Below are 13632 nucleotides of genomic sequence, written 5' to 3' on the forward strand. Positions count from 1 at the left end.
TTAGGTCAAGATCCCTTCGCCGGCACGATCTGGAGGTACACCATCGTCAGAATCAGATTGGCGAAGAACAACAGCAGGAACGTGATGACGACGGCCTGGTTCACCGCCTCACCGACGCCCTTCGGGCCACCGGATGGGTGGAGTCCCTTGTACGCGGAGATCACACCGGCGATGACACCGAACACCGCGGCTTTGATCTCACCGCTCCAAATGTCCGGTAGCTGCGCAAAAGCTGAGAACGACGAGATGTAGGCACCGGGGTTACCGCCCTGCAGGATCACGTTGAAGAAGTAACCACCCGCGATACCGACGACGGACACCAGTCCGTTGAGCAGCACAGCGATCAGCACCATCGCGAGTACACGCGGAACCACCAGGCGCTGAATCGGATTGATTCCGAGGACTTCCATCGCGTCGATCTCTTCGCGAATGGTTCGTGAACCGAGGTCGGCCGTCACGGCCGATCCGGCCGCACCGGCGACCAACAATGCTGTCACCAGAGGGCTACCCTGCTGGATCACCGCCAGGACGCTGGCAGCGCCGGTGAACGATTCTGCACCCAACTGCTTGATCAGCGAACCGGTCTGCAGTGAGACGACGGCGCCGAAAGGGATGGCTACCAATGCCGTCGGCAAAATTGTCACGCTGGCGATGAACCAGGCCTGCTCGATGAACTCACGGAACTGAAATGGACGCCGGAACGTATTCCTGACGACGTCGACAAACAGTTCGACGATGTTTCCGGCCTGAGTTAATGCTCCGTTGACCGGACTCAGAACCGAGTTGCGGGTAACCCCCATCCGATATGCCTACCCTTGCCCGTGTGTCGTGTTTCCGTAGGGATCGCCCTCGTATGCAGGAATGACCTGCGTGTCTTGCGAGTTGTCGTTCCACTCCCCCTGATAGCCGCTCGCGTCGGCGTACTGGGGAGCGTACTGCCCAGTTCCGTCAACCTCGTCGAGGCTGTCCTGAATTGCCGCCTGAGCGTTAGCTGGGAGGGTGTGCATGATCTGGCGGACGCGCTCCTGGCGACGACGAACAGCCTGACGCTCCGGGTTTCCGGGGGTGGCCTTCATCTGCGGCACGATGCCCTCGACGTCGTCGACACCACCGGCGTGGTGACCGGCGTCGACGAGCGCCTGCTCGTGCGCCATCTGAGCCTCGTCCTTTTCCTCCGACATACCGATCGGACCGATCATCGTTCCGTTGAGGAACTGCTTGACGACGGGCTCGTCAGAGGTGAGCAGCACCTCACGAGGACCGAACATCACCAACTGACGACGGAAGAGCATGCCGATGTTGTCCGGCACCGTGCGTGCGAGGTTGATGTTGTGCGAGACGATCAGAATCGTCGCGTCCGACTGGGCGTTGATGTCGATCAGCGTCTGGCTGATGTACGTCGTACGCACCGGATCCAGACCGGAGTCAGGCTCGTCGACGAGGATGATCTCGGGATCGAGAACGAGTGCACGCGCAAGACCGGCACGCTTGCGCATACCGCCGGAGATCTCACCGGGAAGCTTGTCCTCGGCGCCGACCAGACCCGTGAGATCGAGCTTCTCCATCACGATCTTGCGGATATCGGATTCCGACTTCTTGGTGTGCTCACGAAGCGGGAATGCGATGTTGTCGTACAAGTTCATCGAGCCGAACAGTGCGCCGTCCTGGAACAGAACGCCGAACAGCTTGCGGATCTCGTAGAGCTCCTTGGAGGAGCACTGCAGGATGTCCGTGCCGTCGATGACAATGGAGCCTTGTTCAGGGCGGAGCAGTCCGATCAGGGACTTCAGGAACACCGACTTACCGGTACCCGAAGGCCCGAGCAGTGCGCTGACCTCACCCGCGGGAAGTGTCAACGACACGTCCTGCCAAATCCTCTGCGACCCGAAAGACTTTGTCAGTCCTTGTACCGCTACCTCGACTCCCACCATTACCTCCGCGACGTCCGTTGCATGCATGCACCCGTGTGGGTTGGGTCACTCTATCGCATGGGAGTGGTACCCGTGACTGCGAATACTACTAACGAGTAGGGAAGAAGCATAATTCAGGTCACAGCCTAGTTCGGGCACCCCTCCCACCTGCATGGATTCCGACATATCACCCGCGAAAAAAGTTCAAAAAAGAGGGCCACTCCCCGTGGGGAGTGGCCCTCTTCGTTACTACTCGCGAAGAGCAGCGGGAAAACCGTCTTACTTGATGACGATCTTTGCGCCGGCAGCTTCGAGCTTTTCCTTGGCAGCCTCTGCGGCGTCCTTGGCAACCTTCTCGAGGATGGCCTTCGGAGCGCTCTCGACGAGGTCCTTGGCTTCCTTCAGGCCGAGGCCGGAAACGACCTCACGGACGACCTTGATGACCTGGATCTTCTTGTCGCCAGCCGACTCGAGGACGACGTCGAACTCGTCCTGCTCTTCAGCAGCTTCTGCGCCGGCAGCCGGTGCGCCTGCAGCGGCGACGGCGACGGGAGCAGCAGCGGTGACCTCGAAGGTCTCCTCGAATGCCTTAACGAACTCCGAGAGCTCGAGGAGGGTGAGCTCCTTGAACTGGTCCAACAACTCTTCGGTGCTGAGCTTCGCCATTGTGGCGGTCCTTCCTGTAAGTCCCATGTCGCTGATCCGCGACCGGGCGGGGTTATAGCAGTGATGCGCGGGTGCGGATCAGCTTTCGGCTTCGGCCTCGGCCGGAGCCTCGGTGGCAGCCTCTGCGGCTCCGCCTTCTGCGGCCTTCTTCTCCTGCAGGGCAGCGGCCAAACGGGCCATCTGCGAAGCGGGAGCATTGAACAGGCCTGCGGCCTTTGCCAAGTTGCCCTTCATCGCGCCGGCAAGCTTTGCCAACAGGATTTCGCGGGATTCGAGATCCGCGATCTTGTTGACCTCTTCCACGGACAGCGCAGCGCCGTCCATGTAGCCGCCCTTGATGATGAGCGCCTTGTTGTCCTTAGCGAAGTTCTTCAGAGCCTTCGCAGCGTCGACCGGTTCGCCCTTGATGAATGCAATGGCGGTCGGACCAACGAACAGGTCATCAAGGCCCTCGATGCCAGCCTCTGCGGCGGCACGCTTGACCAGGGTGTTCTTGGCGACGGAGTAGGTGGCACCTTCTCCGAGAGCGCGTCGCAGTGTCGTGATGTTGCCAACCGAAAGGCCACGGTATTCCGTGACCACAGCGGCGGTCGAACCCTTGAACTGCTCGGTGATTTCCGCAACTGCGGAAACCTTCTCAGGCTTTGCCATACTTCGCCTCCTCTCGTGACAGTCGTTGTCCCACTCAGGAACCGCTGCACCTCATCGGGTGAACCCGAGAAGACACAGTCCGCGACATGCAAAACGCCCCGGCGCAAGCGCACGGGGCGTACAGAGGAAACATGAAGAAGAGGCTTACGAATCAGCGTAACGATGCAACGCAAAGCAGTGCATAACCAGGCAAACTGTAGAACCACTACATCAAGCTATCCCCCTACCTCGTTCACCTACGTGGGCCGCCGGGCACTCCCGGACTTTCAACCACACTCATTACTGAGTGCAATCACCAACGGTCTTGGGTAGAACATGATTTTGGGGTGAAGTTCATATCCAGCACTGAACTCCGCGTCGAAGACTACCTGACTACTCGCTGCATAACCAAATCGGCCTCGTCACGCAGCTGGTTTCTTCACGCACCGATGGCCCTGGCGATCTTGTGTTCGATCTCTGCCCGAGCTCGGTCCGGCAGCACCAGCAGCCCGTCGAGTTCCTTGTGAGCCTTCCGATACGCACTCTGACGTTCCTGTGGCGTCGCGCCATCGTCCATGGCCAGGCGCAGCAGACGTTGCGCCCTTACCAGGCGCTCTTGTTCGTCGAGGGTGAATCCGCTCCGTCGGCGACGCTTCGCCTCCGCTTCCGCGATCTCGAAGGCGATCGAGTAAGTGTGCACCGCCTCGCGGTACTCGGTTTGCGCCTGCTGGTTGCCGATCATCGTCTCCGGATTGCCTGGACGGAGCAGATCGGCACGATATTTGGCTCGATGAAAATCGGCCGTCAAAGGCTCACGCATGTCCGTCATCATCGGAGTGTCGAGCAGTGTGACCGGATCGAGCTCGTACGAGAACCATCGGGCGTCGACCGCATCGTGCTGCTCGATGGCCTTGGCCAGCTCTCGGCGCTGCGTTTCTTCGTCGGCGTGATGTTGTGCGTTGGCCTGCGCGACGGCGACCTTGGTCTGCTGTTTGAGCCGGAAGCGCTCTTGCCGGCGCTCGATCCGCCTTTCGTTGGCAACCGCGACACCTTTCAGCGCCCCACCGATGGTGCCGCCGAAAACGAAGATCAGCCACCAAAAGTTTCCGAGGAACTGGAACGCTTCGTGCATACCCCGATGATGCCACCGTTAGATCGATACCACCGTTGGATCGATACCCCCGTTGGACCGATACCACCGGCAGGGATCACCCTCTCCCGAAACAGACAAGAAGGCCGGCAGGGAGTGATCCCTGCCGGCCTTCTTGTTCGTATGCGGACTGCTTACGCGTCTGCAGCATCCTCGAGGAGGTTGCGAGTACGGTTCGGATCCACCGGGATGCCCGGACCGGTGGTGGTCGAGACCGTGATCTTCTTCACGTAGCGACCCTTGGCCGACGAGGGCTTCGCACGCAGGATCTCGTCCAGGGCTGCGCCGTAGTTCTCCACCAGCTTCTCATCGTCGAACGATGCCTTGCCGATGACGAAGTGCAGGTTGGCCTGCTTGTCGACGCGGAAGTTGATCTTTCCGCCCTTGATGTCGTTGACAGCCTTGGTGACATCCGCCGTGACGGTGCCCGTCTTCGGGTTCGGCATCAGGCCACGCGGTCCGAGGACACGGGCGATGCGGCCGACCTTGGCCATCTGATCAGGAGTCGCGATTGCGGCGTCGAAATCGACCCATCCACCCTGGATGCGCTCGATCAGGTCTTCTGCACCGACTACGTCAGCGCCTGCAGCCTCGGCTTCTGCTGCCTTCTCGCCAACAGCGAACACGATGACGCGAGCGGTCTTACCGGTGCCGTGGGGCAGGTTGACCGTTCCGCGGACCATCTGGTCAGCCTTACGGGGGTCGACGCCCAGACGAACTGCAACCTCAACGGTTGCATCCATCTTGGTGGACGACGTCTCCTTGGCGAGCTTTGCAGCCTGAAGCGGGCTGTAGAGCTTGTCTGCGTCGATCTTCTCAGCGGCGGCGAGGTACGCCTTGCTGCGCTTTGCCATTTGTTCTGTCCTTACTTATCACTGCAGCGAATTACCTGTGCAGTGGTGAATGGTTCAGTTGTGGTCGGGGCCTGGCCGGCCCTCCCACGTAGTGCTGTGGAGCGGACTATTAGCCCTGGACCGTGATGCCCATGGAACGAGCGGTGCCGGCGATGATCTTCGCGGCCTGCTCGATGTCATTGGCATTGAGGTCTTCAGCCTTGGTCTTCGCGATTTCGCGCACCTGATCCATGGTCACCGAGGCAACCTTGGTCTTGTGCGGTTCGCCGGAGCCCTTGGCGACGCCGGCTGCCTTGAGGAGCAGCTTGGCGGCGGGAGGGGTCTTCAGCTTGAAATCGAAGGTCCGGTCTTCGTAGACCGAGATCTCGACCGGCACAACGTTGCCGCGCTGGGACTCAGTCGCCGCGTTGTAGGCCTTGCAGAACTCCATGATGTTCACGCCGTGCTGACCGAGCGCGGGACCCACGGGAGGTGCAGGGTTAGCCTGACCTGCCTGGATCTGCAGCTTGATGAGCCCGGCGAGCTTCTTCTTCTTTGGGGGCATCTCTAGTTCCTAGTTTCTAGCTTGGGTGTGTGTCTTGCGTCGAACAAATTGCAAGTTTTGGGGTGGTCAGATCTTCGCGACCTGGTTGAAGTTGAGCTCAACCGGGGTTTCACGACCGAAGATCGACACGAGAACCTTGAGCTTCTGCTGCTCGCCGTTGACCTCGCTGATGCTGGCCGGAAGGGTTGCGAACGGGCCGTCCATGACGGTGACCGACTCGCCGACCTCGAAGTCGACCTCGATGAGGGGCTTGCCGAAGGACTCGGACGGTGCCTCGCCTGCTGCGACGGCGGCCGCTGCAGCCTGCTGCTTCTTCTGCTCCTGCTGCGGGAGCAGGAACTTGACGACCTCGTTGAGGGTCAGCGGCGAGGGACGCGACGTGGCACCGACAAAACCGGTGACGCCAGGCGTGTTGCGCACTGCGCCCCACGACTCGTCGTTGAGCTCCATGCGAACGAGGATGTATCCGGGCAGAACCTTGCGATTGACCTGCTTGCGCTGGCCGTTCTTGATCTCGGTGACCTCTTCGGTGGGAACTTCCACCTGGAAGATGTAGTCACCGACGTCGAGGTTCTGAACGCGAGTCTCGAGGTTGGTCTTGACCTTGTTCTCGTAACCGGCGTACGAGTGGATGACGTACCAGTCACCCGGGGCGCGACGCAGCGCAGCCTTGAGTTCGGCAACGGGATCCTCGACCTCGAGCTCGGCGGCGGGAGCGGCCTCGTCGGAGTTCTCGGCCTCGTCGGAGATGACGTCCTCGGTCGCTGCAGCGTCTGCATCAGTGCCTTCGGCAACGTCTGCATCGGTGCCTTCGGCAACCACGACGTCTACTTCGGCTGCCGCCTCGGCAGAAACACGCTCTTCGGCCAAAGCCTCATTCGTGTCGTTCTCGGGGGTGCTCACTGGGGCACTCGCTTCCTCTCGTTACTCGGACCCGGGTCGGGTCTTGTCGCGCTCGCAGGCAAAGACGCCCGACTGCTACGGCGATCAGCCGAACAGCCAGGTGACACCCTTGATCACAGCGATATCGACGCCGCTGATGAAAGCGACCATGAAGACCACGAACGTCAGCACGACGCTGGTGTAGGTGATCATCTGCTTGCGGTTCGGCCAGATGACCTTACGGAGTTCTGCGATGACCTCGCGGAAGAATTTGCGCAGGCGCTTGAAGATGTTGTCCTTCTTCGCCTTGGGCTTCTTGCCGGGGTTCGTTGCAGTCGGCTTGGCCGAAGATGTCCGGGATGCCGTCCGGGCCGGAGTCTTCACGGTGGACGCGCTGACCGAGGCGCCGCGTGCAGCGCGCTTGCCGGTCGGCTTGTTGGAAACCCCACTGGATGCGGAGGGAGCCTTCTCGGCACCGTCCTTGTCCAACGACAGATCGGAACGCGTAGTCGCGTCAGCTGCAGTGTCGTCGACACCGGTCGAATCGGCAGACGTTGAAGTCTCCGCATCCGAAGTGTCGGCGTCGCGCTTGGCGCGCTCCTCGCTCACGTCGTTCCTCTCAGTCGCTGGCATCCGGGGGCAGGGGCGACAGGACTTGAACCTGCAACCTGCGGTTTTGGAGACCGCTGCTCTGCCAGTTGAGCTACGCCCCTTTGGTTGACATCGACAGGTGGACCCTGCCTGAATCAACCGTTCTGCGATCACACAACATACGCGCTACCCGAGGTGAATGTCTTGCAACATTCAGGGCAGCGCGCAGCGCTGAGGAATCCCAGAAATCTCAGTGTACTTCAAAGCCCCGGAACAAACACAATCCGCCCTGCGATCAGGCTAGACGGATCGTGGCGGTGGCACGACCGAAGATCTTCTTACCTTCGGACTTGGCCACGATTGCCAGTACTGCGGTCTTGCTTTCTTCGTCGATCGACTTCACCTTGGCGGTGAACTCGATCTCGGCAGCCTTGTCGGCTGCCACGATCACCGGGCTCGTGAACCGTACGTTGTACTCGGTCACTGCACCCGGATCCCCCAGCCATTCGGTGACGTAGCCGGCACCGATGCCCATGGAGAGCATGCCGTGCGCGACGACGTCCGGCAAGCCGGCAAGTCGTGCGACCTCGTCACTGAAGTGAATCGGATTGGGATCTCCCGAAACACCCGCGTAGTTGGCGAGGTTTCCACGCGTCAGGGTGACGGACTTCTCGGGGAGAAGTTCGCCGACACTCACGTCGGAAAATTTACGAAGCGACATGCATCATCACGTCCTTGACTGCGTGGGCAATGTTCTCGTCCACTTCCCCACCCGTTCGAGCAACAAGCGTTGTCCACGTGGTGACAACTGCTTCGTCGTTCTGATCGGTGATGATGTTCTTGGTCACGATGATGTCGCTACCTGCGGCCTGCCTGAACGAATCCAGGAAAACATCGCAGAAGAGTCGGTCACCGACCTGCATGGGCTTGTGCAGCACCAGTCGCTGATCGGTCTGAAGAATCTGACTCAAGTCGTAGCCGGTGACGATCTCTTCGAACAGACGTCGCTGAGCAATGGCACCCACGATGGCGACGAACGTAATGGGAGCAATCAGGCCGTCGTATCCGAGGCCTTTGGCTGCCGATTCGTCGTAGTGCGCAGGATGCGCGTCCTGGACGGCGCGAGCGAACTCGCGCACCTTCTCGCGTCCGACCTCGTAGAAGTCTTCGACACGATAGTGGTGACCGACCATCTGGACGGCATGAGCGGCCGGGTCCGTAGGGACCTCGGCCGCTGCCTGGTTCTCTTGCAAATCTGTCACGCGGTGAGACTCTCTTCTAGCTAGGACCCGAAGACGCAGGCCCAGAGAGGGTCTTCCGCGAAAATCGTCGTCCTGTTAAGGACTTACTACTTCGACTCGCGATGCGACTGGTGGGTTCCGCAGTTGGGGCAGAACTTCTTGAGCTCCAGGCGATCGGGGTCGTTGCGCCGATTCTTCTTGGTGATGTAGTTGCGATGCTTGCATACCTCGCAGGCCAAGGTGATCTTGGGCCGAACGTCGGTCGAGGAGGCCACGGGATGCCTTCTTTCGGGTGTATCTGATTACGAGCAATCAGGGTGGATCATGCATATTGTGTAGCGGTGACCGGACTTGAACCGGCGACGCAACGATTATGAGTCGTTTGCTCTACCAACTGAGCTACACCGCCTCGGTGTCGAGTGTCGCGCGGAAAGCACGGCACCACAATCCAGCGAGCCCCCTAACGGAATCGAACCGTTGACCTTTTCCTTACCATGGAAACGCTCTACCGACTGAGCTAAGGGGGCGTGGCTCAGGAGTGCGTTGCCGCTCTCTTGAAGCCTCCGAAAGATTACACACGAACGAGCGCCAGCACCAAATCCGCTGGTCATCGGGGCAAAAATGGTGCCGGAGCCCATTGTTGCACCGATCGGGGCCGCTGGCGAGGGCTTTGCGGGAACCAACTTGACCCCGCACTCCCCCGAAGCCATCCCAAGAAGCACTCCCGAGACCCCTGAGCCGCAGCCGATGCCGGCGTCACCAACGCGCACCCGACCTCGGAACAAGCACAAAAAAGTCAGCCCCGACTCTCTAAAAGAGAATCGGGGCTGACTTGGTGTGGCAGATGTAGGATTCGAACCTACGTAGGCATAAGCCGACGGATTTACAGTCCGCTCCCATTGGCCGCTCGGGCAATCTGCCGTGCTTGCACCAGGCTTCGATCCGGCGCATTCGCAAGTATATCGCGACGTGCGGCGGCCGAAAACGGCTTCCTCGGTGCGGTGAGAAGAATACAACGAACACACCCCCATTTTGCAAACCGGGTGGTAACGGGCGGTGCCGACCCGATAACGTCGAGGTGTCCACCGGTATGGAAGGTGGGCAGAACTCGATGTTCGTGAACTACCGGAAAGCGGGAGTGTGAAGTGGCTGATTCGTCCTTCGACGTGGTGAGCAAGGTTGACCGTCAAGAGGTGGACAACGCCCTGCATCAGGCTGCCAAGGAGTTGACCACGCGTTTCGACTTCCGAAACACGGGAGCGTCGATCGAGTGGTCTGGTGAAGAGACGATCACGTTGAACGCCGACACCGAGGAGCGACTGCTGGCCGCCCTCGACGTGTTCAAGGAGAAGTTGATCCGTCGTGACATCTCGCTGAAGGCATTCGATGCCGGCGAGCCGGCGCAGTCCGGAAAGATCTACAAGCTGTCCGGAACCTTGGTCCAGGGCATCAGCAGCGAGAACGCGAAGAAGATCACCAAGAAGATTCGCGACGAGGGCCCCAAGGGCGTCAAGGCGCAGATCCAGGGTGAGGAACTTCGTGTGAGCAGCAAGAAGCGCGACGACCTCCAGGGCGTCATCTCCCTGCTCAAGGGTGAGGACTTCGGGATCGCCCTGCAGTTCGTGAACTACCGGTAGTAGGGGCTGCGCCCCTGTGCGCGGTTAAGGAGTCCTGGGACTACCTAACCGCGCACAGGGGCCGACGGCCCTACATCCCGGCCATCTTCTCCAAACGCTCGATCCGGTCCGCCATGGGCGGATGCGTCGAGAACAGCTTGCTCACCTTGTCCCCCGCCCTGAAGGGGTTGGCAATCATCAGGTGGGACTGCGCCGCGAGCTTGGGCTCAGGCGGCAACGGCGCGGCTGCCACGCCCGACTCGAGCTTGCGCAGCGCCGACGCCAACGCCAGCGGGTCACCGGTGAGCTCGGCTCCCGATTGATCAGCCTGATACTCGCGAGAGCGCGAGACGGCCAGCTTGACCACGGTTGCCGCGATCGGTCCCAGTAGGGAGACGAGCAGCAAGGCGATCGGATTACTTCCCTGCCCGTTCCCTCGGCCACCGAAGATGCTCGCGTACATCGCGAAGTTGGCCAGGCCAGAGATGACGCTGGCCATCGCGCCGGCCACGGACGAGATCAAAATGTCCCGGTTGTAGACGTGGGAGAGTTCGTGCCCGAGTACGGCGCGCAGTTCGCGTTCGTTCAGGATCTGCATGATGCCGCTGGTCACGCACACCGCGGCGTGCCGAGGGCTACGACCGGTGGCAAACGCGTTCGGGGCGTTCGTGGGGCTGACGTACAGCCTGGGCATCGGTTGGTGCGCCGTCGTGGCGAGTTCGCGCACGATCCGGTAGATCGCCGGTGCCTCGACCTCGGTGATGGGCTGGGCGCGCATCGATCGAAGCGCCAGCTTGTCGCTGTTGAAGTACACGTAGGCATTCATGCCGACGGCAAACAGAACGGATCCCCACAGAAGGAACGGGCTGTTGAACAGCGAGCCGATGAAGACGATCAGCGCCGACATCCCCACCAACAACCCGAATGTCTTCGCACCGTTCGCGTAGCCGTGCAAACTGCTCACCTCTTGCCTCGCTGGAGCCGAAGGGCTCACCCGAACTCCCGGCGTATGCACCGGTTCTGTTCGGTCAACGAAGGACAGGGTCATCAGGGTTCCCACCCAGGGTCGTCAGGGTTTCACCCCAGGTGTGTCAGCCGACTCGTTCGATCGTGTAGTCCACGAGGCGCACGAGCGCTTCGTTCGCCGGTCCCTGCGGGAGCTCGGCCAACTGGGCCTTTGCCGAGACTGCGTACTCGCCCAGCTTTGCCTTCGCCTTGACCATGCCCGGCGAACGCTCGAGCAGTTCGAGAGCTTCTTCTACCAGTGCGTCTTCGGTGACCGGGCCCGCGAGCAGCTCCCGCAGGCGATCTGCGTCGGCTCCTTCTTCGCGGAACGCGTACAGGACGGGCAGGGTGTGGACACCCTCGCGCAGGTCGGTGCCCGGAGTCTTGCCGGACTGCGCCGATACGGAGGAGATGTCGATGATGTCGTCGGAGATCTGGAACGCGGTGCCGACGGCGTCACCCAGGCGCTCGAGGCGCTCGATGTGAGCTGCGTCGGCGCCGGAGAAGGTGCCGCCGAATCGTCCGGATGCAGCGATGAGCGAACCGGTCTTCTCCCACACGACCTTGAGGTAATGCTCGACCGGATCCTGTTCCTTCTTGACGCCGATCGTCTCGCGCATCTGGCCGGTGACCAGCTCGGCGAAGGTTTCGGCGATGATCCGAACGGCTTCAGGTCCGAGCGTCGATACCAGGCGTGATGCGTGCGCGAACAGATAGTCGCCGGCCAGGATCGCCACGCTGTTTCCCCAGCGGGCGTTGGCGCTGGGTGCTCCGCGCCGCATGGACGCCTCGTCCATGACGTCGTCGTGATAGAGCGTCGCCAGGTGAACGAGTTCGGTGACAGTCGCTGCGGTGATGATCGACGGATCGTTCGGCACCGGTCCGAGTTGCGCGGTCAGGATCGTGAACAACGGACGGAAGCGCTTTCCCCCGGCTCGCGCGAGATGCAGCGCGGCCTCGGTGAGGAAGTCTTCGCCGTCGGACAGCTCGCTGACCAACAACTCCTCGACATCGGAGAGTCCACCACGCACTACTGCGGCGAGCTGTTCGTCGCCCAGGTCGATGCCTGCAACGACGGTGCTCGATGCGGTTGCGTCGGCAGCAGTCTTTTCGGTGCTCACGATGTCAGTACCCATTCCTGTCGTCAGTGACGGCTCGGTTCCCACGGTAGTGAACCTAGCGGTTCGCACTCGGGACGGCCTCGCCACGGTGGCGATCGCGAGCCTGGGAAGATGTGAGTGTGTCCGTAGAAGAGCAGTCCCCCGTCGTCGATTCGCTTCCGACCGAAACCGACATTGTGGTCATCGGCGCAGGTCCCGCGGGTTCTTCGGCCGCGGCATGGGCCGCCCGCAGCGGCCGAGACGTCGTGCTGGTGGACGCTGCCGTGTTCCCGCGAGACAAGACTTGTGGTGATGGACTCACTCCGCGCGCCGTGGCCGAACTGGATCTCCTCGGCCTCGGCGAGTGGGTTCGGTCACATACGACGAACAAGGGCCTGCGGTTGTCCGGCTTCGGCCAAGAACTCGAACTCGAGTGGCCAGGGACGTCGTTCCCGCCGATCGGCAGTGCGATCCCCCGGACCGAACTCGACGACGCCATTCGCCGGTGCGCCGTCGAATCCGGCGCGGTCATGGTCGAGGGCACCAAGGCCGTCGACGTCGAACTCGACGGTGATCGAGTAGCCGCCGTCGTACTCGCCGGCCCCTCGGGACGCAGCACTCTTCGTTGCCGGACGCTGATCATCGCCGACGGCGTTCGCTCGACGCTCGGCAAGAAGCTGGGACGGCAGTGGCACCGGGACACCGCGTACGGCGTCGCGGCACGCGCTTACGTCGCGACGCCGCGCAGCGCCGACCCGTGGATCACCTCGCATCTGGAACTGCGGGACGCCGAGGGCACGTTGCAGGCGGGGTACGGCTGGATCTTCCCGCTCGGCACCGGCGAGGTGAACATCGGCGTCGGGACACTGGCGACGTCCAAGCGCCCGGCGCCGGGTGCTCTGCGTCCCTTGCTCGACTTGTACACCGACCAGCGCCGAACCGAGTGGCAGTGGAGCAGCGAAATTCATTCCGTCGCTTCGGCTTTGCTACCCATGGGCGGCGCCGTCTCCAACATCGCCGGACGCAACTGGGCCGTGATCGGCGACGCCGCAGCGTGCGTGAACCCGCTCAACGGTGAGGGCATCGACTACGGCCTCGAAGGCGGACGTCTGGTGGTCGAACAGCTCGGCGCCGACGACCTCACGGAGCTGTGGCCGACCGTGCTTCGGGAGCATTACGGGCAGGCGTTCTCGGTCGCGCGCCGACTCGCAGGCCTGCTGACGGTTCCGCAATTCCTGCCCGCCTCGGGCCCGATCGCGATGCGCTCACGGGCACTGATGACGGTCGCCGTTCGGGTGATGGGGAACCTCGTCACCGACGCCGACGCCGATCTGACGGCGAAGGCATGGCGTGCGTCGGGGGCCGCGTCGAGAAAGATCGACTCCCGACCGCTGTTCGGCTGAGCAACTGCTGTGCGCCTTTATTAACCGCCGGGGGTTAATA

At 61.7% G+C, this 13632-nt stretch carries 16 protein-coding genes and 4 tRNA genes; 2 read left to right on the forward strand and 18 right to left on the reverse strand.

Going from position 1 to position 13632, the window contains the following annotated elements:
* Nucleotides 1–5: 5 nt before the first annotated feature.
* The 16 genes from H7C86_RS13965 to H7C86_RS14040 form a co-directional block, all read right to left on the reverse strand.
* Nucleotides 6–800 carry an ABC transporter permease gene (locus tag H7C86_RS13965; protein ID WP_003942038.1) on the reverse strand — a complete coding sequence of 265 codons (795 nt, stop codon included), beginning with the start codon at nt 798–800 and terminating at the stop codon, nt 6–8.
* A gap of 9 nt (nt 801–809) precedes the next feature.
* Complete coding sequence (locus tag H7C86_RS13970; RefSeq protein WP_024487305.1) at nt 810–1931, reverse strand: ABC transporter ATP-binding protein; 1122 nt, start codon at nt 1929–1931, stop codon at nt 810–812.
* A gap of 258 nt (nt 1932–2189) precedes the next feature.
* Nucleotides 2190–2576, reverse strand: coding sequence for a 50S ribosomal protein L7/L12 (gene rplL / locus H7C86_RS13975; RefSeq protein WP_003941857.1), 387 nt, complete (start codon nt 2574–2576; stop codon nt 2190–2192).
* A 78-nt stretch (nt 2577–2654) separates the two neighbouring features.
* The gene (gene rplJ / locus H7C86_RS13980) at nt 2655–3227 is read right to left on the reverse strand and encodes a 50S ribosomal protein L10 (protein WP_182261697.1); all 573 of its coding nucleotides are present in this window, start codon (nt 3225–3227) and stop codon (nt 2655–2657) included.
* A 418-nt stretch (nt 3228–3645) separates the two neighbouring features.
* Nucleotides 3646–4338: a hypothetical protein gene (locus H7C86_RS13985; RefSeq protein WP_046378226.1), complete on the reverse strand. Its 693-nt coding sequence runs from the start codon at nt 4336–4338 to the stop codon at nt 3646–3648.
* A 152-nt stretch (nt 4339–4490) separates the two neighbouring features.
* Entirely contained in the window at nt 4491–5210 is a 720-nt protein-coding gene (gene rplA, locus H7C86_RS13990) for a 50S ribosomal protein L1 (RefSeq protein ID WP_003941982.1), read from the reverse strand.
* Between the two features lie 109 nt (nt 5211–5319).
* On the reverse strand, nt 5320–5754 hold the full coding sequence (gene rplK / locus H7C86_RS13995; protein ID WP_003941896.1) for a 50S ribosomal protein L11: 435 nt from the start codon (nt 5752–5754) through the stop codon (nt 5320–5322).
* 66 nt (nt 5755–5820) lie between these two features.
* A complete protein-coding gene (gene nusG, locus H7C86_RS14000; RefSeq protein ID WP_182261698.1) occupies nt 5821–6657 on the reverse strand; it encodes a transcription termination/antitermination protein NusG in 837 nt (278 codons plus the stop codon).
* Nucleotides 6658–6741: 84 nt separating this feature from the next.
* Entirely contained in the window at nt 6742–7245 is a 504-nt protein-coding gene (gene secE / locus H7C86_RS14005; protein WP_020968963.1) for a preprotein translocase subunit SecE, read from the reverse strand.
* A gap of 31 nt (nt 7246–7276) precedes the next feature.
* Nucleotides 7277–7349 (reverse strand) — tRNA-Trp (locus tag H7C86_RS14010).
* Between the two features lie 173 nt (nt 7350–7522).
* A complete protein-coding gene (gene hadB / locus H7C86_RS14015; protein WP_182261699.1) occupies nt 7523–7948 on the reverse strand; it encodes a (3R)-hydroxyacyl-ACP dehydratase subunit HadB in 426 nt (141 codons plus the stop codon).
* Nucleotides 7935–8489, reverse strand: coding sequence for a (3R)-hydroxyacyl-ACP dehydratase subunit HadA (gene hadA / locus H7C86_RS14020; protein WP_019744315.1), 555 nt, complete (start codon nt 8487–8489; stop codon nt 7935–7937). The genes hadB and hadA overlap by 14 nt, the downstream gene beginning before the upstream one ends.
* An 86-nt stretch (nt 8490–8575) precedes the next feature.
* On the reverse strand, nt 8576–8743 hold the full coding sequence (gene rpmG, locus H7C86_RS14025; RefSeq protein WP_003941903.1) for a 50S ribosomal protein L33: 168 nt from the start codon (nt 8741–8743) through the stop codon (nt 8576–8578).
* Between the two features lie 61 nt (nt 8744–8804).
* Nucleotides 8805–8877: transfer RNA gene (locus H7C86_RS14030), tRNA-Met, on the reverse strand.
* Between the two features lie 45 nt (nt 8878–8922).
* Nucleotides 8923–8995, reverse strand: a tRNA-Thr gene (locus H7C86_RS14035).
* Between the two features lie 311 nt (nt 8996–9306).
* Nucleotides 9307–9389 (reverse strand) — tRNA-Tyr (locus H7C86_RS14040).
* A 224-nt stretch (nt 9390–9613) separates the two neighbouring features.
* Here H7C86_RS14040 and H7C86_RS14045 point away from each other — a divergent pair.
* Nucleotides 9614–10105: a YajQ family cyclic di-GMP-binding protein gene (locus H7C86_RS14045; RefSeq protein WP_003941854.1), complete on the forward strand. Its 492-nt coding sequence runs from the start codon at nt 9614–9616 to the stop codon at nt 10103–10105.
* Nucleotides 10106–10175: 70 nt separating this feature from the next.
* On the opposite strand, the gene htpX is transcribed toward H7C86_RS14045, so the two are convergent.
* Nucleotides 10176–11039, reverse strand: coding sequence for a zinc metalloprotease HtpX (gene htpX / locus H7C86_RS14050; RefSeq protein WP_007728460.1), 864 nt, complete (start codon nt 11037–11039; stop codon nt 10176–10178).
* 136 nt (nt 11040–11175) lie between these two features.
* The gene (locus H7C86_RS14055) at nt 11176–12225 is read right to left on the reverse strand and encodes a polyprenyl synthetase family protein (protein WP_020906817.1); all 1050 of its coding nucleotides are present in this window, start codon (nt 12223–12225) and stop codon (nt 11176–11178) included.
* A gap of 104 nt (nt 12226–12329) precedes the next feature.
* Here H7C86_RS14055 and H7C86_RS14060 point away from each other — a divergent pair, with 104 nt between their 5' ends.
* A complete protein-coding gene (locus H7C86_RS14060; RefSeq protein WP_370627643.1) occupies nt 12330–13592 on the forward strand; it encodes a geranylgeranyl reductase family protein in 1263 nt (420 codons plus the stop codon).
* Nucleotides 13593–13632: the final 40 nt, after the last annotated feature.

This window comes from Rhodococcus sp. UFZ-B548, assembly GCF_903819475.1.
Classification (GTDB): Bacteria; Actinomycetota; Actinomycetes; order Mycobacteriales; family Mycobacteriaceae; genus Rhodococcus_F; species Rhodococcus_F erythropolis.